22 protein-coding genes are annotated in these 17711 nt (G+C 62.8%); 8 read left to right on the top strand and 14 right to left on the bottom strand.

Annotated features, from left to right (window positions below):
- Nucleotides 1–33: 33 nt before the first annotated feature.
- Entirely contained in the window at nucleotides 34–504 is a 471-nt protein-coding gene (locus tag IMX18_RS04480; protein ID WP_012273633.1) for a MaoC family dehydratase, read from the top strand.
- A 126-nt stretch (nucleotides 505–630) separates the two neighbouring features.
- Here the strand turns inward: IMX18_RS04480 and IMX18_RS04475 are convergent, their stop codons facing one another.
- The 7 genes from IMX18_RS04475 to IMX18_RS04445 all read right to left on the bottom strand — a co-directional run bounded on the left by IMX18_RS04475 (nucleotide 631) and on the right by IMX18_RS04445 (nucleotide 4327).
- Nucleotides 631–1869 carry an RNA polymerase sigma factor gene (locus IMX18_RS04475; RefSeq protein WP_054573788.1) on the bottom strand — a complete coding sequence of 413 codons (1239 nt, stop codon included), beginning with the start codon at nucleotides 1867–1869 and terminating at the stop codon, nucleotides 631–633.
- A complete protein-coding gene (locus tag IMX18_RS04470; RefSeq protein WP_013973720.1) occupies nucleotides 1869–2354 on the bottom strand; it encodes an SRPBCC family protein in 486 nt (161 codons plus the stop codon). The genes IMX18_RS04475 and IMX18_RS04470 overlap by 1 nt, the downstream gene beginning before the upstream one ends.
- Nucleotides 2355–2375: 21 nt before the next feature.
- Nucleotides 2376–2720 carry a YciI family protein gene (locus tag IMX18_RS04465; protein WP_013973721.1) on the bottom strand — a complete coding sequence of 115 codons (345 nt, stop codon included), beginning with the start codon at nucleotides 2718–2720 and terminating at the stop codon, nucleotides 2376–2378.
- Between the two features lie 44 nt (nucleotides 2721–2764).
- On the bottom strand, nucleotides 2765–3190 hold the full coding sequence (locus IMX18_RS04460) for a YybH family protein (RefSeq protein ID WP_054573787.1): 426 nt from the start codon (nucleotides 3188–3190) through the stop codon (nucleotides 2765–2767).
- A 154-nt stretch (nucleotides 3191–3344) separates the two neighbouring features.
- Nucleotides 3345–3677 carry a type II toxin-antitoxin system HicB family antitoxin gene (locus tag IMX18_RS04455; protein ID WP_015271315.1) on the bottom strand — a complete coding sequence of 111 codons (333 nt, stop codon included), beginning with the start codon at nucleotides 3675–3677 and terminating at the stop codon, nucleotides 3345–3347.
- Entirely contained in the window at nucleotides 3674–3928 is a 255-nt protein-coding gene (locus IMX18_RS04450; RefSeq protein WP_085721171.1) for a type II toxin-antitoxin system HicA family toxin, read from the bottom strand. Before IMX18_RS04450 ends, IMX18_RS04455 begins: the two co-directional genes overlap by 4 nt.
- Before the next feature lie 141 nt (nucleotides 3929–4069).
- Nucleotides 4070–4327 carry a DUF2790 domain-containing protein gene (locus IMX18_RS04445; RefSeq protein WP_004375752.1) on the bottom strand — a complete coding sequence of 86 codons (258 nt, stop codon included), beginning with the start codon at nucleotides 4325–4327 and terminating at the stop codon, nucleotides 4070–4072.
- Nucleotides 4328–4681: 354 nt separating this feature from the next.
- Here IMX18_RS04445 and IMX18_RS04440 point away from each other — a divergent pair, with 354 nt between their 5' ends.
- Nucleotides 4682–5050: a GNAT family N-acetyltransferase gene (locus tag IMX18_RS04440; RefSeq protein WP_015271317.1), complete on the top strand. Its 369-nt coding sequence runs from the start codon at nucleotides 4682–4684 to the stop codon at nucleotides 5048–5050.
- Here the strand turns inward: IMX18_RS04440 and def are convergent.
- From def to IMX18_RS04425, 3 genes are all read right to left on the bottom strand, one after another.
- Nucleotides 5005–5541, bottom strand: coding sequence for a peptide deformylase (gene def, locus IMX18_RS04435; RefSeq protein WP_015271318.1), 537 nt, complete (start codon nucleotides 5539–5541; stop codon nucleotides 5005–5007). The genes IMX18_RS04440 and def overlap by 46 nt on opposite strands.
- Entirely contained in the window at nucleotides 5538–6497 is a 960-nt protein-coding gene (locus IMX18_RS04430) for a YihY/virulence factor BrkB family protein (RefSeq protein WP_013973725.1), read from the bottom strand. Before IMX18_RS04430 ends, def begins: the two co-directional genes overlap by 4 nt.
- Before the next feature lie 159 nt (nucleotides 6498–6656).
- A complete protein-coding gene (locus IMX18_RS04425) occupies nucleotides 6657–6836 on the bottom strand; it encodes a CsbD family protein (RefSeq protein WP_015271319.1) in 180 nt (59 codons plus the stop codon).
- A gap of 186 nt (nucleotides 6837–7022) precedes the next feature.
- Between IMX18_RS04425 and IMX18_RS04420 the strand changes: the two genes are divergently transcribed.
- The gene (locus tag IMX18_RS04420) at nucleotides 7023–7403 is read left to right on the top strand and encodes a hypothetical protein (RefSeq protein ID WP_013973727.1); all 381 of its coding nucleotides are present in this window, start codon (nucleotides 7023–7025) and stop codon (nucleotides 7401–7403) included.
- Here IMX18_RS04420 and IMX18_RS04415 read toward each other — a convergent pair whose 3' ends face one another.
- Complete coding sequence (locus tag IMX18_RS04415; RefSeq protein WP_217190731.1) at nucleotides 7404–8240, bottom strand: CvfB family protein; 837 nt, start codon at nucleotides 8238–8240, stop codon at nucleotides 7404–7406.
- Between the two features lie 131 nt (nucleotides 8241–8371).
- Here IMX18_RS04415 and IMX18_RS04410 point away from each other — a divergent pair, with 131 nt between their 5' ends.
- On the top strand, nucleotides 8372–9232 hold the full coding sequence (locus tag IMX18_RS04410) for a DUF6279 family lipoprotein (RefSeq protein ID WP_015271320.1): 861 nt from the start codon (nucleotides 8372–8374) through the stop codon (nucleotides 9230–9232).
- Nucleotides 9233–9360: 128 nt separating this feature from the next.
- Here the strand turns inward: IMX18_RS04410 and aceK are convergent, their stop codons facing one another.
- The gene (gene aceK / locus IMX18_RS04405; RefSeq protein ID WP_013973730.1) at nucleotides 9361–11076 is read right to left on the bottom strand and encodes a bifunctional isocitrate dehydrogenase kinase/phosphatase; all 1716 of its coding nucleotides are present in this window, start codon (nucleotides 11074–11076) and stop codon (nucleotides 9361–9363) included.
- 248 nt (nucleotides 11077–11324) lie between these two features.
- Between aceK and IMX18_RS04400 the strand changes: the two genes are divergently transcribed.
- Both IMX18_RS04400 and IMX18_RS04395 read left to right on the top strand, forming a co-directional pair.
- On the top strand, nucleotides 11325–12200 hold the full coding sequence (locus tag IMX18_RS04400; RefSeq protein WP_223175415.1) for a DMT family transporter: 876 nt from the start codon (nucleotides 11325–11327) through the stop codon (nucleotides 12198–12200).
- Between the two features lie 13 nt (nucleotides 12201–12213).
- Nucleotides 12214–12672, top strand: a complete 459-nt coding sequence (locus IMX18_RS04395; RefSeq protein ID WP_054573782.1) for a DUF4265 domain-containing protein — start codon at nucleotides 12214–12216, stop codon at nucleotides 12670–12672.
- A 3-nt stretch (nucleotides 12673–12675) separates the two neighbouring features.
- Here the strand turns inward: IMX18_RS04395 and IMX18_RS04390 are convergent, their stop codons facing one another.
- Nucleotides 12676–13557: a DMT family transporter gene (locus IMX18_RS04390; RefSeq protein ID WP_041505660.1), complete on the bottom strand. Its 882-nt coding sequence runs from the start codon at nucleotides 13555–13557 to the stop codon at nucleotides 12676–12678.
- A gap of 116 nt (nucleotides 13558–13673) precedes the next feature.
- The gene (locus tag IMX18_RS04385) at nucleotides 13674–13838 is read right to left on the bottom strand and encodes a hypothetical protein (protein ID WP_170304001.1); all 165 of its coding nucleotides are present in this window, start codon (nucleotides 13836–13838) and stop codon (nucleotides 13674–13676) included.
- 388 nt (nucleotides 13839–14226) lie between these two features.
- Between IMX18_RS04385 and pvdO the strand changes: the two genes are divergently transcribed.
- Together pvdO and IMX18_RS04375 are read left to right on the top strand one after the other, a co-directional pair.
- The gene (gene pvdO / locus IMX18_RS04380) at nucleotides 14227–15087 is read left to right on the top strand and encodes a dihydropyoverdine dehydrogenase (protein WP_015271324.1); all 861 of its coding nucleotides are present in this window, start codon (nucleotides 14227–14229) and stop codon (nucleotides 15085–15087) included.
- Between the two features lie 126 nt (nucleotides 15088–15213).
- A complete protein-coding gene (locus IMX18_RS04375; RefSeq protein WP_054573781.1) occupies nucleotides 15214–17676 on the top strand; it encodes a TonB-dependent siderophore receptor in 2463 nt (820 codons plus the stop codon).
- Nucleotides 17677–17711 lie beyond the last annotated feature (35 nt).

Genomic DNA, 17711 nt, shown 5'->3' with positions numbered 1-17711 from the left:
AGCCGCCCTCGCCTACCGCTTAAGGAAGCCCCGATGTCCCAGGTCACCAACACGCCTTACGAAGCCCTCGAAGTCGGCCAGAAGGCCGAGTACAAGAAGTCCGTCGAAGAACGCGACATCCAGTTGTTCGCCGCGATGTCCGGTGACCACAACCCGGTACACCTGGACGCCGAGTTCGCTGCCAAGAGCATGTTCCGCGAGCGCATTGCCCACGGCATGTTCAGCGGCGCGCTGATCAGTGCTGCAGTGGCCTGCACCCTGCCTGGCCCTGGCACCATCTACCTGGGCCAGCAGATGAGCTTCCAGAAGCCGGTGAAGATTGGCGATACCCTAACCGTACGCCTGGAAATCCTGGAGAAGCTGCCCAAGTTCAAGGTACGTATCGCCACCAATGTCTACAACCAGAACGATGAGCTGGTGGTTCAGGGCGAGGCCGAGATCCTGGCACCGCGCAAGCAGCAGACCGTCGAGCTGGTGTCGCCGCCGAATTTTGTGGCTAGCTGAAAAGTGATGTAGGCAGTACCGGCCTCTTCGCGGGCACGCCCGCTCCCACAGGGATTGCATAGCCTTCAACCCAGTGGAAAACCTGTGGGAGCGGGCGTGCCCGCGAAGAGGCCAGTCCAGCCAACATCATTCAATCGCTTGCAACCGCCGCTCGATATGCCTGCGCTCCGGCTCCTGCCGGGTCAACGCCAGCGCCTGCAGCCAGGCCGCCCGGGCCTCTTCTACATGCCCCAGCTGGTAATGCAGCTCACCCCGCGTCGCATGCGCCAGGTGATAGTCCAGCAACTCTCCCCGCGCCAGAATCCCTTCGACCTCCCGCAGGCCAACCTCAGGCCCATCCCGCTTCGCCAGCGCCACGGCCCTGTTCAGTTCAACCACAGCTGACGGCCAATGCCGCTGCAGCACGTCATACAGCCCGACGATCTCCGCCCAGTCGGTCGCTTCGGCTGTCGCCGCTTCGGCATGCACCGCGGCAATCGCCGCCTGCACGGTATAAGCACCGAACGCCCGGCTTTGCAGGGCCTGGCGCACCAGTTCGCAACCTTCGGCAATGCGTTGCCGGTCCCACAGGCTACGATCCTGCTGCTCGAGCAATACCAGATTGCCCCGGCCATCGGTACGCGCCCGCTGCCGGGATGCCTGCAGCAACATCAAGGCCAGCAGGCCGACCGCCTCCGGGTCGGGCAGCAACTGCACCAGCAGCCGCGCCAGGCGTATGGCTTCATCGCTCAGCTCCTGCTGCAACAGCGCCTCGCCCGACGACGCCGAATAGCCCTCGTTGAACACCAGGTAGATCACCCGCAGCACACTCTCCAGGCGCTCGGGCAGTTCGTTCAGCTCCGGCACCTGATAAGGGATGCCGGCATCGCGGATCTTGGCCTTGGCGCGCACGATACGCTGCGCGATGGTGGCCGGGCTCTGCAGGAAAGCACGGGCGATCTGCTCGGTGGTCAGGTCGCAGACTTCACGCAGGGTCAGCGGCACCTGGGCATCGGCGGACAAGGCCGGGTGGCAGCAGGTGAAGATCAGCCGCAAGCGGTCGTCGGCCAGCAGCTCTTCTTCGCTGGGGTCCTGCGCCTGGCCGTCGAGCAGCATGCTCAGGTCCGCCTGGGAACGGTCGAACCGGGCGCGCCGACGCAGCACATCGATGGCCTTGAAGCGGCCAGTGGACACCAGCCACGCCCGCGGGTTATCGGGAATACCGTCGCGCTGCCAGCGTTCGACTGCGATGAAGAAGGCATCGTGCATGGCCTCCTCGGCCAGGTCGAAATCACCCAACAGGCGGATCAGCGTCGCCAGGATGCGCCGTGACTCGTTTCGGTAGACCGCCTCGACCTCGGCGCGCACCTGCGCCAGTGCCGTCATCAGTCGGGCATCCGCTGGGTCACTACCTCCACCAGGCGGTCCAGGCTTTCTCCCCAGCCCTGGTGGAAGCCCATTTCCTCATGGGCGCGGCAGTCGGCGGCATTCCAGTGCCAGGCGCGGGCGGTGTAGCGGGTTTTGCCTTGCTCCTCGTCAAAACTGATCACGGCAGTCATGAACGCCTTGTCCGAAGGCACCCAGCCTGGGCCGAAGGCATCGGTGAACACCAGCCGTCGCGGAGCAGCAATCTCCAGGAATACGCCCTGGTTCGGGTAATCGCTGCCATCCGGCGCCCGCATCACGGTGCGGAACAGGCCACCGATCCACAACTGCATCTCACATTCCGGGGTGGTCATGCCGTGCGGCCCCCACCATTGCATCAGCCACTGAGGGTCGGTCCAGGCGCGGAACACCTTGGACGGCGGTGCGTCGATCAGGCGACTGATGGACAGCTCGTGCTGCACTTGCGCGGGGTGTGCCAGGCTCATGCTGGGAAGTCTCCATTGCTGTCAGGGTTGCAGTTCGCGCACCGGTCGCACCTCGACACTGCCGACCCGCGCGGCGGGGATGCCCTTGGCGATGTTCAGCGCCTCGTTCAGGTCGCGGGCTTCCACCAGGTAGAAGCCCGCCAACTGCTCCTTGGTCTCGGCGAACGGGCCGTCGGTCAGGCTCATGTGCCCGTTGCGCATGCGCACTGTGGTGGCGGTCTGCACCGGCTTCAGCGCCTCGGCCGCCAGCATTCGCCCGGAGCCTTGGATGGATTCGGCATACGCCATGCATTCGGCGTCTTCCGGGCTGTCGGGCAGGCTGTGCAGCAGCCCCTCGTCACAATAGACCAGGCACAGGTATTTCATGGTCGCCTCCAGGGCATTGGCAAAGTGCGTTTGGCGATAACGGCTCAGGGCTTGAGATCGAACAGGGCTTTCTGGGTTTCCATGTCGAATGGCGCCGACCAGTGTTCGTGGATTACCTGCCACTGGCCACCTTGACGACGATAGCCCACGGTGGCGCGCATGAAGCCGCACTGGCTTTCGTTGTCCGCGGGGCCGCAGCGGTTAAGCCAGTGGGCCAGGGCCAGGTCGCCAGCGGCATGCACGGTGAGTTCGGCGTATTCGAAAACCATGGGGCCGGGGCACATGCCCATGCACATTTCCCAGTGCGCCTGGTAGGTTGCCTTGCCCTTGAACTGCAGGGCCTGGATGGCATCGAAGGCGACGATGTCGTCGGCATAGGGAGCGATGATGTTGGGGATGTCGCGATCGCGCACGGCCTGCATCCAGCGCTCGATCAATTGGCGTATCTCGGTTTCGGCTGCGGTGCTCATCGGGGGTTCCTCCGACAGGTCATGGGTGATTGGGCACGGGGGGCAACGTGCTCTCACCTATTGGTCGAACGGGAACTGGAGGAATCGACAGGCAACGGAAACTATTCTGCATGAGTAATTGCAGAATACCCGCGAGTAACGAAAGCAGGCTTGGTCAGGCCATTGCGGCTTGTTCGAAGACCTCGTCGGCCCACTGGTTGAGGCTTTTGCCGGCGGCACGGGCAGCAACACTCGCGGCAGCATGAACTTCGGGCCGGATACGCAGCATTACTTTGCCCGAGGCAGGCTTTTCCGGCGCAATGCCCTGCTCTGCACAATCGGCCAGGTAATCTTCCAGCGCATCGCGAAACGCCTCATGCAGCTCGGGCACCGAGCTTGCGTGAAAACTGATGATGTCACGCATACCAAGCACACGGCCGACGAAGATATCGTCACGCGCGTCGTACTCGATACGGGCGGCGTAGCCTTTGTAGCGCATGCAACTCATATCCTGACTCCTGCCCGCGAGAGGAATTCACGGGCTTCTTCAATCTGATACCGCTTGGCTTCCTTGCCTGGATGAGGCCGATGGCATCTCCAGCATTGGCCACCCAGCACCAGCTTGACCCTGGAGCCTTGCCGCTCCAGCACCTCACCGCCCAGATGGAGTACCAATGCCTCGATCTCGGAGAAAGCCAACGACGCCGTGGTCGGCGTTCGGAAAATTGCGTCGAGGACTTTGCGGTATCGAGTGTTCATCGAAAAATGCTATCAAATTAAGATAGCACTTTTTCCTCGATATTCATTCAGGATTTTTCTGTTGCTCGAACTGCAAGACGGTTGATGGCCCCGTCACCAGCAAGCCGGCGAAAGGGCCATCAACACCAGGCAAGAGCCCGATCAACCCTGCTGGCACCCCTCACCCATGGCTCGGTACTGGATGGTGTGCACCTGGCCCTGGTGGTCTTCGTAGGTCATGGTCGCAGGTACCACTTCGCAGACGTTGGGGATGGTCGACAGGTTGATCACCCGCTTGATGTCCAGGTTCATGGAGTAGTCGTACTGCTGGGCGACGGGCTCGCTGGAGACGGGTCTGGCCTCATCGGCGAGGGCGAACGAGGACATACCGACCAATGCAAGAATCAGTAATGGTTTCATGTGAGTTTGCCTTTTGAGCATTCAAGCTGATCGATTGACTTCTATAGCCGTGCCCGGCGCGGAGAAGTTGCCATCTGCGGTGAAGATGGCACGAAGTACCGATCCCGCTTCGTACTGCCAGTGGGGATGGCTAAAAGTCTACTCCCGGCCTGGAATAGTTGAACCCCGAACTCGGACATTCACCCTTGCCAGATATGCAACAATCTGCGACAAATTCACCGCAAAACATCGGGCCAGAGCCTCTGGCCACCTTTCAGGGCAGGGCGCGCAATTTCTGAAAATTTGTACTGTTCGAAACTTTCGGCCCCGGAACGCCGGCTGCTGGACCACTTTTACCGCCAGCACGGCTCACGCATGCGTGCTGCGGGCGATGCTGAGCTGTGGGTGGCGCGGGGCCCCGGCATCATCGCAGGCTTGAGCCTGAGCCCGGTGGGCGATGGCTTGTGGCTGACCGGGTTGTTCGTCGACCCGCAGCGGCGCAGCCAGGGCGTGGCCGGGCGGTTGGTCGAGGCGGCGCTGGCGCAGGCTGGCGGGCCCACCTGGCTGTTCTGCCACCCGGACCTTGCGCCCTTCTACCAGCGCCTGGGCTTCGACATGGCTCTGCAACTGCCGGAAACCCTGGCTGGCCGCCTGCAGCGCTACCAGCGCAGCAAACGCCTGGTGGCACTGCAACGAGGTCAGTCGTCGCTGGCGTCGAGCCCGGGGAACAGCACCTCGGTGTAGCCGAACCGGGAAAAGTCCTGGATGCGTGACGGGTAAAGCCGGCCGATCAAGTGGTCGCATTCATGCTGCACCACCCGCGCATGGAAGCCGTCGGCAAAACGGTTGATCGGGTTGCCCTGGGGGTCGATGCCTTCATAGCAGATGTGCTTGAAACGCGGTACCACACCGCGCAGGCCGGGCACCGACAGGCAGCCTTCCCAACCGTCCTCGATCTCGCTGGATGTGGGCGTGATGACCGGGTTGAGCAGGATAGTCTGCGGCACCGGTTCGGCATCCGGGTAACGCTCGCTGCGCTCGAAGCCGAAGATCACCAGTTGCAGGTCTATGCCGATCTGCGGTGCGGCCAGGCCGACACCGCCCACATGGCGCATGGTTTCGAACATGTCGTCGATCAGTTGCTGCAGTTCGGCGCTGCCGATCATGTGCTCGGGCACTGGCGGGGCGATGCGCAGCAGGCGTTCGTCGCCCATCTTGAGAATGTCACGGATCATCTGGGGTTCGGCTCTGAAGATTGGTGCTCGCTCGGAACGGGGTGCTCATGGCCCAGCACGGTAATGGTTTCGCGGGGTTTGTGCTCATCGACGTCCTTTTCGCCAGGGTTCTTGCCCTCGCTCGACATGTGCTCGATCACTGCGTTCATCTCCGCGCCCAGCAGCAAAACGGCAGCGGAGATATAGAAATACAGCAATAGCACGATGATTGCACCGATACTGCCGTACATCGCGTTGTAGTCGGCAAAGGTCTTCACGTAGTAGGCAAAGCCCAGCGACGCCAAGATCCACACCACCACCGCCAGCACCGAACCCGGGGTGATGAAGCGGAACTGCTGCTTCACATCGGGCATCACGTAGTAGATCAGCGCCACCGCCACCATCATCAGGATGATGATCGCCGGCCAGCGCAGGATGGTCCACACCGTGACGATCACCTCCTGCATGCCTACCTGGGCGGCAATCCACTCCATCACCTGCGGGCCCAGCACCATCAGCGCCGCTGCCACCAGCAACATGCCGGCAATGCCCACGGTATAGATGATCGACAACGGAATGCGCTTCCACACCGGGCGGCCCTCGGGCACATCGTAGGCGGCGTTCATCGCGCTCATCATCAGGCGCACACCAGCCGATGCGGTCCACAAGGCAATTACGATACCTACTGACAGCAGCCCGCCCTTGGACTGCTGCAACTGGTCGATCACCGGGTTGACCTGCTCCAGCGCCTGGGGTGGCAGCACCAGTTCCGATTGCAGGCGCAGCCAGGAGAAGAAGTCCGGCAGGTGCAGGAAACCGATCAGGGCGATCAGGAACAGCAGGAACGGGAACAACGAGAACAGCATCTGGTAGGCCAATGCGGAAGCGTAGGTCGACATCTCGTCGTCGAGGAATTCCTTGACGGTGCGTACCAGCACGCGGTGCAGGGGCAGGCCGCGCAGGTCGGGGAAAATCATAGCGTCTCCTTTCGCCGCTTGATTCGTGGGTACCACGGGTAAGTCTAATAGACCATGCCGCTGCTGTGCTGATCCCGGCCATGCTGCAAGAATTTGCTTACGCCAGTAGCGGCCTCTTCGCGGGCACGCCCGCGAAAAGGCCGGGACAGGCCAGTCACATCAAGGTTTTTTCACCGCGTCCTTCACATTGCCCTTGATCTGTTGCCCCTCGCCCTTGAGCTCCTGCGCTTCACCCTCGGCCCGCAGCCGCTCGTTGTCGGTCACTTTGCCGACACCCTGCTTGACGTTGCCGATCGCTTCGTTGGCCAAGCCTTTCGCTTTGTCTTTGGTACCGCTCATGGCAAAACTCCTGCAATTGGGGGCACGTGGACCGTGCCGACAGTCGGTGGACCCGACGCCTTCGCCAAGCGTTCCAACAGTTTTTTCGCCTTCGAACCGAGCGGCAAGGCGGTTGGCAAACCTTGCTCCGCTACCCGCCACCCCTCACAATGCAGGCCTTCATAGCGTCAACCCGCAGGAACCTGCATGAAACTCGACAAACCCGCCGCCATCGCCCGGCGTAACGAAGCACTGGCCCGCCCGGTGCTGACCAGCAGCAACACCCTGTTCGCCATCCTCGACCGCAAGCGCAACCTGTGGTGGTTCGAGGTGCCGGTGGCGCTGCTGCGCAAGGGCCAGCCCGACTGGGTCAACCTGCTGCTGCACACCCCGGAAAGCGACGAGCTGCAGCACCTGAAGGTGCCGACCAACTTCCTGCGCGCTCACCAGGAACAGATGGAAGTGCGCAACCCCGGCAAGCGCCGCTCGACCATCAGCCTGGCCCTCAGCGCCGACCGCGACTCGCTGCTGCGCGACACCCGACCGGGTGGCGAGCAGCTGGACTTCCGTACCTTCGTGCAGGCCTGATCAGGCCTTTTCGATGCGATCGTCATGGATGACGATGCGGCCCTGCTTGAACAGCCCGCCAATGGCCTTCTTGAAGTTGCCCTTGCTGACGTTGAACAGCTTGCTGATCAGCGCCGGGTCGCTCTTGTCGCACACCCCCAGCACCCCACCTTCGGCCTCCAGGCGCGCCATGATCTGCTCCTGCAGGCTGTCGGCCAGGGCAGCACCCACCGGTTGCAGGCTCAAGGCGATCTTGCCGTCCGCGCGCACTTCCTTGATAAAGCCCTTCTCGTGCATGCCCGAGCGCAGGAACTTGAACACCTCGTTCTTGTGGATCAGGCCCCAGTGGCGGTTGTTGATGATCGCCTTGAATCCCATCGGTGTCTCGCCGGCCACCAGCAGCTCGACCGGCTGGCCCACCTGGTAGTCCGCCGGGGTACGGTCCAGGTAGCGGTCCAGGCGTGAGGTGGCGGTGATGCGGCGGGTGCGCTTGTCGAGATACACGTGTACCACGCAGTAGTCGCCGATTTTCAGCGGCCGCGCCTCTTCCGAGTACGGCATCAGCAGGTCCTTGGACAGGCCCCAGTCGAGGAAGATGCCGGCACCGTTGATATCCTTGACCTTGAGGCTGGCGAACTCGCCAACCTGCACCTTGGGCTTCTCGGTGGTGGCGATCAGCTGGTCTTCGCTGTCCAGGTAGATGAACACGTTCAGCCAGTCATCCACTTCGGTTTCGGCGTTTTTCGGGATGTAGCGCCCGGGCAGCAGGATCTCGCCGTCGGCGCCGCCGTTCAGGTACAGGCCGAAGTCCACGTGTTTCACGATTTGCAAACTGTTGTAACGCCCAAGCAGAGCCATTTCCGATGTTCCTCAAGACAAGGCGGCTATTCTACACCTGAAGCCAGCGCGCCGCCCGACCGCTGATGCAGTGGAACCGTCAGCGTTCCTCTTGCGTCTACCGACGGGCAAGCACCCGCAAGGAGCAGCCCATGCCGCTACGCCTGTCCAAAGCCCTGCTCGTCGCCATCGGCTGCGCCCTGGCCCTGGCCGCCTGCAGCCGTATCGACCTGGCCTACCGCAACCTCGACCGCCTGGTGCCGTGGTCGCTGGGCGACTACCTGGCCATGAACAGCGAGCAGAAGGCCATGCTTGACGACCGCCTGCGGGAGCACCTGGCCTGGCATTGCAAGACCCAGCTGCCTGGTTACCTCGACTGGCTGGACCGGGTACGCGGCATGGTCGCCGACGACCAGGTGACCGACCAATCCCTGCAGCAGCGTACCCGCGAAGCCCGCGAGGCGATTGGCCGGGTAGCCGAGGAAATCACCCCTTCGGCCACCGAGCTGCTGCGCGGCATGAGCGATGCCCAGGTGGCGGAGATGCGCGAGGCGTTCCGCGAAGACATCAGCGAACGGCAGAAGAAGTATGTGGATACGCCGTTGGACAAGCAGATCGCCCGCCGTACCGAACGCATGGAGAAACGCCTGACGCCGTGGTTTGGCGAGCTGACCGCGGTACAGAAGCAGCGCGTGCAGGCCTGGTCCCAGGCGCTGGGCGACCAGAACCGCGAATGGATCGCCAACCGCGCGCACTGGCAGCAGCAATTGCTGCTGGCGATGAACCAGCGCAACGACGCCAGCTTCGAGCCGCGCCTGGCAACGCTGTTGCAGCGCAAGGAGAGTTTGTGGACGCCGGAGTACCGGGCGGCGTATCAGAATACCGAGCAGCAGGCGCGCAGCTTGCTGGTGGACCTGGTGCACCAGAGTACCCCGCAGCAGCGGCGGTACCTGCTGGAACGGTTGAGCAAGGTGCGTACCGATTTCAGTGAATTGAAGTGTTTGAAGGGGTAATTGGGAAAAGCAGGCCCGGCCTCTTCGCGGGCTTGCCCGCTCCCACAGGAACCCACTGCCCTCGAGAGCTGTGATGTACCTGTGGGAGCGGGCAAGCCCGCGAAGAGGCCGGGCCTGCTAAAGCACAGTCACCGCCCCTTGCGCCTATACGGAAACACATCGATCACCTTCCCGTCACGAATCGCCGCCTGCAGCCCCTTCCAGTAATCCGCGTCGTACAACTCCCCATGCAGGCGGCTGAACAAGCGCCGCTGGCCGATATCGGCAAACAGGAACGGCGGAAACTCCTCGGGGAACACGTCATGCGGCCCGATCGAGTACCACGGCTCGCCCGACATCTCGTCCTCCGGGTAACGCGGCGGCGGGATATGGCGGAAGTTCACCTCGGTCAGGAAGCTGATCTCGTCATAGTCATAGAACACCACCCGGCCATGGCGGGTTACGCCAAAGTTCTTCAGCAGCATGTCGCCAGGGAAGATATTCGCCGCCGCCAGCTGCTTGATGGCCAGGCCGTAATCCTCCAGGGCCTCCAGCACCTGGCCCTCGCTGGCGTGTTCCAGGTACAGGTTCAGCGGCGTCATGCGCCGCTCGGTCCAGCAGTGGCGGATCAGCACCGTGTCACCCTCCAGCGCCACGGTCGATGGCGCCACCTCCAGCAGTTCGGCCAGGCACTCCGGCTCGAACTTGCTACGCGGGAATCGAAAATCGGCGAACTCCTGGGTATCGGCCATGCGCCCGACGCGGTCGACGCTTTTCACCAGCCGGTACTTGTCTATCACCGTGGCACGGTCGACCGTCTTCGACGGTGAAAAACGGTCCTTGATGATCTTGAACACGGTGTTGAAGCCCGGCAGGGTGAACACGCTCATGACCATGCCGCGCACCCCGGGCGCCATGACGAAGCGGTCGTCGCTGCTGGCCAGGTGGTTGATCAGCGCCCGGTAGAACTCCGACTTGCCATGCTTGTAGAAACCGATGGAGGTATACAGCTCGGCAATGTGCTTGCCCGGCAAGATGCGTTTGAGGAAGTTGACGAACTCCGCAGGCACCGGCACATCGACCATGAAGTACGAGCGGGTGAAGGAAAAGATGATCGACACCTCGGCCTCGTCGGTGATCAGCGCATCGGCCTCGATACCGTGCCCTTCGCGGTGCAGCAGCGGGATTACCAGCGGCCATTGCTCATCGCTGTTGAACAGACGGCCGACCAGGTATGCACCCTTGTTGCGGTAAAGCACCGGCACAAACAGCTCCAACGCCAAGGTCGGATCCTTGCATACCCAGTCCGGCAGGCAGTCGCGCAACTGATCCTCCAGGCGCACCAGGTCGCCCTCCAGGTCGCCGTACGGCACATCGAACGGGTAATCGCTGAACACCGCCCGCAGCAGGCCCTTGAGCCCACCGTCAGGCCGATAGGTACGGGTTTGCGCGGCGCGCTCACGGCTGCGCATGGACGGTCGGGTGGTGTGGATGAACATGCAGCCGTCGCTGATCAGGTCGTGGCTGAACAGGCTGCAGAACAGCGAGTTGTACCAGGTCTCGGACAGCTCGTCGTCCAGCCTTGGGTCGATCAGGTGGATATAGGCGTTCTTCACCAACGGCCATTGCTCCACATCCAGCAGCACGTCCTCGGCAAAGCTCTGGCGCAGCCAGCCGTTGACCTCGGCGACCTTCTCTTCATAGAGATTGATACGGGCGGCGGCGGCACGCTGGATATCCTGCCAGCGCGCCTGCTCGAAGCGCTGGCGGGCACCGAGGGTGATGCGCTGGAAGTGGTCGCGGTAGTCGTCGAAGCCGGCAAGGATCGTCCGGGCGATTTCGACAGCGGGCCAGGGCTGGGGCATGCGAGGACCTCGGTGCGGTGTTGAGTTACAGAGCTTAGTCGCCTCTTGGTTTTTGCGGAGCCTGTGCCGGCCTCTTCGCGGGCACGCCCGCTCCCACAGGATTACCACAGGGCCGAGCATTGCAGAGAACCTGTGGGAGCGGGCGTGCCCGCGAAGAGGCCGGCACAGGTTTACACCGCAAAAAAGCACAAGAATCCCCAACCCCCCTGGCGTACACTCGCGCCCCTGCCCTGCCTCCGGAGACCGTTGTGAGCCCCATCGCCCTAGCCCGCCTGCTGACCCTTGCCGCCGTCTGGGGGGCGAGCTTCCTGTTCATGCGCATCATCGCCCCCGAACTGGGCACGGTGCCGACGGCGTTCTTCCGCGTGTCCATCGCCTGCCTGGGCCTGGTTGCACTGCTCGCTGCCGCCCGCGTGCGCTGGGACTTCCAGGGCAAGCTCGGGGCCTGCCTGGTGCTGGGCATGATCAATTCCGGTATTCCCGCCACGTTCTACTCCGTGGCCGCCCAGGTGCTGCCCGCCGGCTACTCGGCAATCTTCAACGCCACCACGCCGCTGATGGGTGTGCTGGTCGGCGTGCTGTTCTTCCGCGAACCGATGACCCTGGCCAAGCTCTGCGGCATCTTCCTCGGCCTGTTCGGCGTCGGCATCCTCAGCGGTGCCGGCCCGGTGGCCCTGGACCTGGCCCTGCTGCAAGGCGCCCTCGCCTGCCTGGCGGCCACCACCTGCTACGGCTTTGCCGGCTTCCTCGCCCGCCGCTGGGTCAGCGGCCTGGACAGCCGCCTGTCGGCACTGGGCAGCATGCTCGGCGCCACCCTGATGCTGAGCCCGCTGTTCGCCTGGAGCGCGCTGAGCCAGCCACACGCCAGCTGGGGCGGCTGGCAGGTGTGGCTGTCGCTGCTCGGCCTGGGCCTGCTGTGCACAGCGTTCGCCTACATCCTGTACTTCCGCCTGCTGGAGGAGATCGGCCCGGTCAAGGCCAGTACCGTGACCTTCCTGATCCCGGTATTCGGCGTATTGTGGGGGGCATGGCTGCTGGACGAGCCGCTGTCGATGGCGCACCTGTACGGCGGTCTGCTGATTGGCGTGGCATTGTGGCTGGTGCTGCGTCCGGCCCGCAGCTGAAGCGGGGTACACAATGAACGACGCGTACAAGAAGGTCCTGTTCCGCCTGGAGCAGGACGAAAACGGCTACCCACCAGCCTCGGTCGAGGGCCTGTGGGCCAAGGCCGTGGAAGGCGGCTATGCCGTCGACAACATTCCCTTCCATGTCTACGGCATCGCCCCGGGCGACGTGATCGGCACCCGTGAGGAAGCCGGCGAAACCTGGTTCGCCGAACTGCGCCGCAGCAGCGGCAGCTCGGTGTTCCGGGTGATCGTCAAGCCCCCGGAAACCCTGGGCCAGGTACGCGCGGCCTTGCTCGATTTCGGCTGCAACTGCGAAACCGAGCAGGCGGTGAAGATGCTTGCGGTCGAGGTCCCGTCGCAGCGCTCGCTCGACACCTTGCTCTACTACCTGCTCACCCAGCGCGAAGCCGGCCTGCTGGACTTCGAGGAAGGCGTACTGCGCCACGCCATCCCCGAAGAGTTCCGCTAGGGCCTACGCCTCGGCCAGGCGCGCGGCGGGCTTGCGGAACACGAACAGCAGGCCCACCACGATCAGCCCCATGCCCAGCAGGCTGAGCGGCGCCAGGCGGTTACCGAAGATCAGCAGGTCCATCACCGCGGTCACTGCCGGCACCAGGTAGAACAGGCTGGTGACATTGACCAGGTTACCCTTGGCGATCAGCCGGTAAAGCAGCAGGGTCGCCAGCAGCGAGACCACCAGCCCCATCCACAGCAGCGCGCCGACGAAACCGCCAGTCCACTCCACATGCAGCGGCTGCAGCGGCGCGAACAGCGCGCACATGGCAAAGCCGGCCAGGTACTGCAGCGGCAGCGTGCCCATGGGGTTGTCGGTGATGCGCTTCTGCAGGATCGAGCCGAAGGTCATGCTGGCCAGCGCCAGCAAGGCGAACAACATCCCCGCCAACGATACCCCGCCCAGGTTGATGCCCTGGTAGACCACCATGATCAACCCGCCAAGCCCCAACCCGAGGCCGAACAAGCGGCTCCAGGAGCGCTGGCGCTCCATCAGCACCACGGTCAGGATCGGTTGTACCCCCATCACCGTGGCCATGATGCCGGGGGTGACATGGGTATCGAGCGCCAGCAGGTAGAAGATCTGGTAGGCGCCGAGCAGCACACAGCCGGTGCCCAGGGCCCGCAGGATGGCCCCGCGACTACGCGGCCAGCGCAGCCCCAGCAACGGGCCGATCAGCAGCAGCCCGGCCAGGGCCAGCGCCGAGCGCAACAGCAGGAAGGCAAACGGGCTGGCATGCGCCAGGCCGAGCTTGGAGACGATCGCCCCGCTGCTCCACAGCAGGACGAACAGGCTGGTAGTGGCCGCCGAGGCCACGGATGCTTTGCTAAAGACAGACATGTATTGCCACCTGATTCAAGGCGAATAAGCCAGACGGACGGCGTGCGCTTCAGCGTGGGAAGTCGCCGACCGTGTTCAGTAGGTTGCGTGTGCGAAGGGATGCGGCCAGAAGCCGATCAGCCCAGCACGACCACGCAAGGAGGCGGAGCTACGCCGCCTACAACGCCACTGACAGGTGGTGGTGGATAGTGACTGATCATCGCCGGCTGCTGGCAGCCACGCACGACCATGCCCGCGACTGGCGCGATGGCAAAGCTTGTGGTGGATGGGCTGGCTGGCATGAACAGGTCTTCGGGAAAAGAACAGTGGGCTGGACTATAGCCCGGTGTTTCCTGGCTGGCAACTACCCCGCCGGCCACAATCCCGTGTAGGAGCGGCCTTGTGTCGCGAGGGGGCGCGAAGCGGCCCCAGTTCTTTGCATCCACGCCGATATTGCCGGGGCCGCTTTGCGGCCCATCGCCGGCAAGCCGGGCTCCCACAAGTACGGCGCAGAACTCAAGATTTTCGCAGTCCTTGTGGGAGCCTGGCTTGCCGGCGATGGGCTGCGCAGCAGCCCCAGTGACGTTAACTGGCTGGTAAGGGGGCGCGTGTGTATTGGTTAATTTCTCACCACCCCGATTCGTCTGAATGCGAAACGCAGCCCGCATTCACCCGTTTCGAGGACCACCGATGAACGTATCCGCCTGGCTCTACCGGCCAGCCCAGATCACCTGCCTGCTGCTGGTCAGCGCCTACGCCCACGCCGCCAAGCCCGGCGACGTGTTCAAAGACTGCAAGGACTGCCCCGAAATGGTCGTGCTGCCCGCCGGCAGCTACGTGATGGGGGCCCCTGACGACGAAGTCGGCCGCCAGCCCGACGAGGGCCCGCTGCACACCGTGACCTTCGCCAAGCCCTTCGCGATGAGCCGCTATCAGGTCACCGCCGGCGAACTGGACGCCTATATCAAGGCCACCGGCACCGTCATCAAGAGCGGCGACGACCGCCCCGACCGCTGGTGCGAAGCCAGCAAGCCCAGCTACAAGCAAGGTCCCCGCCAGCCGGCGGTATGCATCGACTACGACGAAGTACAGGCCTACACCCGATGGCTGGCTGAAACCACCGGCAAGCCATACCGCATGGTCAGCGAAGCCGAACGCGAATATGCCGCACGTGCCGGTTCCAGCGGCCCGTTCCCCTTCCCCTTCGACGAACCGGGCAAATACGAGATCAGCAAACACGCCAATACCTATGGACCCAAGGACGGTTACACCTTCACCGCCCCGGTGGGCAGCTACCCGCCCAATGCCTTCGGCCTGTACGACATGCACGGCAACGTCTACGAATGGGTCGCCGACTGCTACCACGACAGCTACGAAGGCGCCCCCACCGACGGCAGTGCCTGGATCCAGGACCCCAAGTGCATCCGCGCGCACATGCGCGGCAACGACTGGGGCGAGCCCCCGATCTTCTCCCGCTCGGCCAACCGCAACGACCGCCTCAAGACCACCCGCGGTGACTTCCTCGGCTTTCGCGTAGCACGCGAACTGTGAAGTTGTGACGCGGTTAACGCAGCATCGCCCAAAAAAATCGCCAATAAGAATCGTTCCGGTTTTTCACAGGTGCTGCGTCATATAGCTGACATAGAAAAAAACCCTCTGCCAACGAGACCGCAATAGATGTCCAAGTCCCTCCCCGGCCCGCTCAACCCGCTTGCCAAAGCATTACTGATCCGTCATTCCCTTCGTCCCCAGCGCGCGCTCACACGCATCAGCCTGGGCCTGGCGATATCCGCTGCGATGGTTACCCAGGTGCAGGCACAGGAGTGGACCCTGGATATTCCTGCGCAGTCGATGAACTCGGCGTTGCAGGCACTGGCCAGGCAGACCGATACCCAGTTGCTGTACAGCCCGGAGGACATCAGTGGGCTGCGCTCCACGGCCCTCAAGGGCCGGCATGACCTGCAGTCTTCGTTGCGAACATTGCTGCAAGGCACCGGGCTGCGTTACCAGATCGATGGCAACACCGTGACGGTGACGGCCAGTTCGGGCGCACAGGCCGGCCAGGTCGAGCTTTCGGCGACCAACGTCAATAGCGTGGGCCTTGGTGCCACTACCGAAGGCACGGGCTCCTACACCACCGGTGTGACCAACACCGCCACCAAGATGAACCTGTCGATCCGTGAAACGCCCCAGTCGATCAGCGTGATCACCCGCCAGCGCATGGACGACCAGCAGCTCAACAGCGTGACCCAGGTGCTCAACCAGACCCCCGGCATCACCATGTCCCAGGACGGTGGCCTGCGCTACAACATCTATTCCCGCGGCAGTGCCATCAACACCTACCAGCTTGACGGCGTGACCACCACCCAGGAAAACCAGACCCGCAACATGCCCAGCACGTTGCTGGACATGACCCTTTACGACCGCGTCGAAATCGTCCGCGGCGCCACCGGCCTGATGACCGGCGCGGGTGAACCCGGCGGCGTGGTCAACCTCATTCGCAAACGCCCGACCCGCGAATTCCAGTCGCATATCCAGGGCACTGTCGGCTCCTGGGACTCCTACCGCAGCGAAGTCGATGTTTCCGGCCCCTTGACCGAGGGTGGCAACCTGCGCGGGCGCATGGTGGCGGCCAAGCAGAAAAGCGGCAGCTTTCGCGACTGGTACAAGGAAGACAAAGACATCCTCTACGGCGTTCTCGAAGCGGACCTGAACGACGACACCTTGGTACGTTTCGGCGTCGACTACCAGAAGTTCAAAGCCACCGGTTCACCGGGTGTACCGCTGTTGTTCACCAACGGCAAGCAGACCAACTTTTCCCGCTCTACCAGTTCCGGCGCCCGCTGGATGTACGACGAGCTGGAAACCACCAACTATTTCATGGCCGCCGAGCATACCTTCGCCAATGACTGGCAAATCAAGCTGGCCGCGAACTACATGGATTCCAATCGCGATAACTACAACGGCTCTTATCAGACCTCTTCGGGCCGAGCGTGGATCAATGAAGAAACCGGCGCTGCGCGAATGCTGCGTTACAACGCTGAAGCCGACCAGACCCAGCGTGGCCTGGACCTGACACTGCAAGGGCCTTTTTCCCTGTTCGGGCGTACTCACGAGTTCATCACCGGCTTCAACTACCAGGATTACAAGAACGATCACACCGGTTATGACGTCGGCACCACAACCGTCAACTTCTATGACTGGGACAACTACCTGCCTCGGCCAACCGAGACTGGCGCACTTGGGGAAATTCTCAACATCAAGAGCAGCCAGCGCGGCACCTACGCGGCATTCAAGTTCAACCTGATGGATGACCTGAACGTAATCGTAGGCGCGCGCACCTCCGACTATGACTACGACTATTACTACTGGCCTACCTCGTTCGGATCGCCGGACGTGAAGATGCACGAGCGGGGTGAAGTAACACCGTACGCGGGCATCATCTATGACCTGACCCCCGAGCAATCGGTGTATGCCAGCTATACCGATATCTTCAAGCCACAGTCCAACCTCGATCGTAACGGTTCGGTCATTGGCCCTGTCATAGGCAGCAACTACGAAGTGGGCTGGAAAGGGGCGTTCTACGACGGGCGTCTGAACGCCAGTACGGCACTGTTCCTGGTCAAGCGTGACAACCTGGCGGTGGAGGACAGCGGTGAGATCGTGCAAGGCACGCTCGACCAACAAGCCTACAAGGGCGCAAAGGGTACCGAGACCAAGGGTATCGACCTGGAGTTGTCGGGTGAGGTCTTGCCTGGTTGGCAAGTCATGACCAGTTACAGCCATGCCCGCACGGAAGACGCCGATGGCGTGCGCCAGCTGACGCAATATTCCATGGACACCTTCCGCTTCTGGAACACCTATCGCTTCCAGGGTGACTGGAACAGGCTGACCGTGGGTGGCGGGGTGTCCTGGAACTCCAGCATGTCGCTCTACTACAACAGCCTCAAAGCCCGAGCCACCCAGGATGACTACACGGTTGCCAGCCTGATGGCGCGCTATCAGGTCACCGACCATCTGGCCGCCACCTTGAACCTGAACAATATCTTCGACGAGAAGTACTACTCGGGTATCGGCGGCAGTGTTGGCCATTACGGTGACCCGCGTAATGCCACCATGAGCCTGCGCTACGACTTCTAGGCCGACAGCCACCTGTACCGTTGTAATCGAAGCGG

This window comes from Pseudomonas shirazica (assembly GCF_015168335.1).
In the GTDB taxonomy this organism is placed as follows: domain Bacteria; phylum Pseudomonadota; class Gammaproteobacteria; order Pseudomonadales; family Pseudomonadaceae; genus Aquipseudomonas; species Aquipseudomonas asiatica.
The sequence above is the reverse complement of the archived record's forward strand: the minus strand, read 5'-3'. Positions and strand labels throughout refer to the sequence as shown.

Coding starts and splice junctions, on each gene's coding strand:
- IMX18_RS04480 (WP_012273633.1), top strand. CDS start 34: ATGTCCCAGGTCACCAACACGCCTTACGAAGCCCTCGAAGTCGGCCAG.
- IMX18_RS04475 (WP_054573788.1), bottom strand. CDS start 1,869: ATGACGGCACTGGCGCAGGTGCGCGCCGAGGTCGAGGCGGTCTACCGA.
- IMX18_RS04470 (WP_013973720.1), bottom strand. CDS start 2,354: ATGAGCCTGGCACACCCCGCGCAAGTGCAGCACGAGCTGTCCATCAGT.
- IMX18_RS04465 (WP_013973721.1), bottom strand. CDS start 2,720: ATGAAATACCTGTGCCTGGTCTATTGTGACGAGGGGCTGCTGCACAGC.
- IMX18_RS04460 (WP_054573787.1), bottom strand. CDS start 3,190: ATGAGCACCGCAGCCGAAACCGAGATACGCCAATTGATCGAGCGCTGG.
- IMX18_RS04455 (WP_015271315.1), bottom strand. CDS start 3,677: ATGAGTTGCATGCGCTACAAAGGCTACGCCGCCCGTATCGAGTACGAC.
- IMX18_RS04450 (WP_085721171.1), bottom strand. CDS start 3,928: ATGAACACTCGATACCGCAAAGTCCTCGACGCAATTTTCCGAACGCCG.
- IMX18_RS04445 (WP_004375752.1), bottom strand. CDS start 4,327: ATGAAACCATTACTGATTCTTGCATTGGTCGGTATGTCCTCGTTCGCC.
- IMX18_RS04440 (WP_015271317.1), top strand. CDS start 4,682: ATGCGTGCTGCGGGCGATGCTGAGCTGTGGGTGGCGCGGGGCCCCGGC.
- def (WP_015271318.1), bottom strand. CDS start 5,541: ATGATCCGTGACATTCTCAAGATGGGCGACGAACGCCTGCTGCGCATC.
- IMX18_RS04430 (WP_013973725.1), bottom strand. CDS start 6,497: ATGATTTTCCCCGACCTGCGCGGCCTGCCCCTGCACCGCGTGCTGGTA.
- IMX18_RS04425 (WP_015271319.1), bottom strand. CDS start 6,836: ATGAGCGGTACCAAAGACAAAGCGAAAGGCTTGGCCAACGAAGCGATC.
- IMX18_RS04420 (WP_013973727.1), top strand. CDS start 7,023: ATGAAACTCGACAAACCCGCCGCCATCGCCCGGCGTAACGAAGCACTG.
- IMX18_RS04415 (WP_217190731.1), bottom strand. CDS start 8,240: ATGGCTCTGCTTGGGCGTTACAACAGTTTGCAAATCGTGAAACACGTG.
- IMX18_RS04410 (WP_015271320.1), top strand. CDS start 8,372: ATGCCGCTACGCCTGTCCAAAGCCCTGCTCGTCGCCATCGGCTGCGCC.
- aceK (WP_013973730.1), bottom strand. CDS start 11,076: ATGCCCCAGCCCTGGCCCGCTGTCGAAATCGCCCGGACGATCCTTGCC.
- IMX18_RS04395 (WP_054573782.1), top strand. CDS start 12,214: ATGAACGACGCGTACAAGAAGGTCCTGTTCCGCCTGGAGCAGGACGAA.
- IMX18_RS04390 (WP_041505660.1), bottom strand. CDS start 13,557: ATGTCTGTCTTTAGCAAAGCATCCGTGGCCTCGGCGGCCACTACCAGC.
- IMX18_RS04385 (WP_170304001.1), bottom strand. CDS start 13,838: ATGCCAGCCAGCCCATCCACCACAAGCTTTGCCATCGCGCCAGTCGCG.
- pvdO (WP_015271324.1), top strand. CDS start 14,227: ATGAACGTATCCGCCTGGCTCTACCGGCCAGCCCAGATCACCTGCCTG.
- IMX18_RS04375 (WP_054573781.1), top strand. CDS start 15,214: ATGTCCAAGTCCCTCCCCGGCCCGCTCAACCCGCTTGCCAAAGCATTA.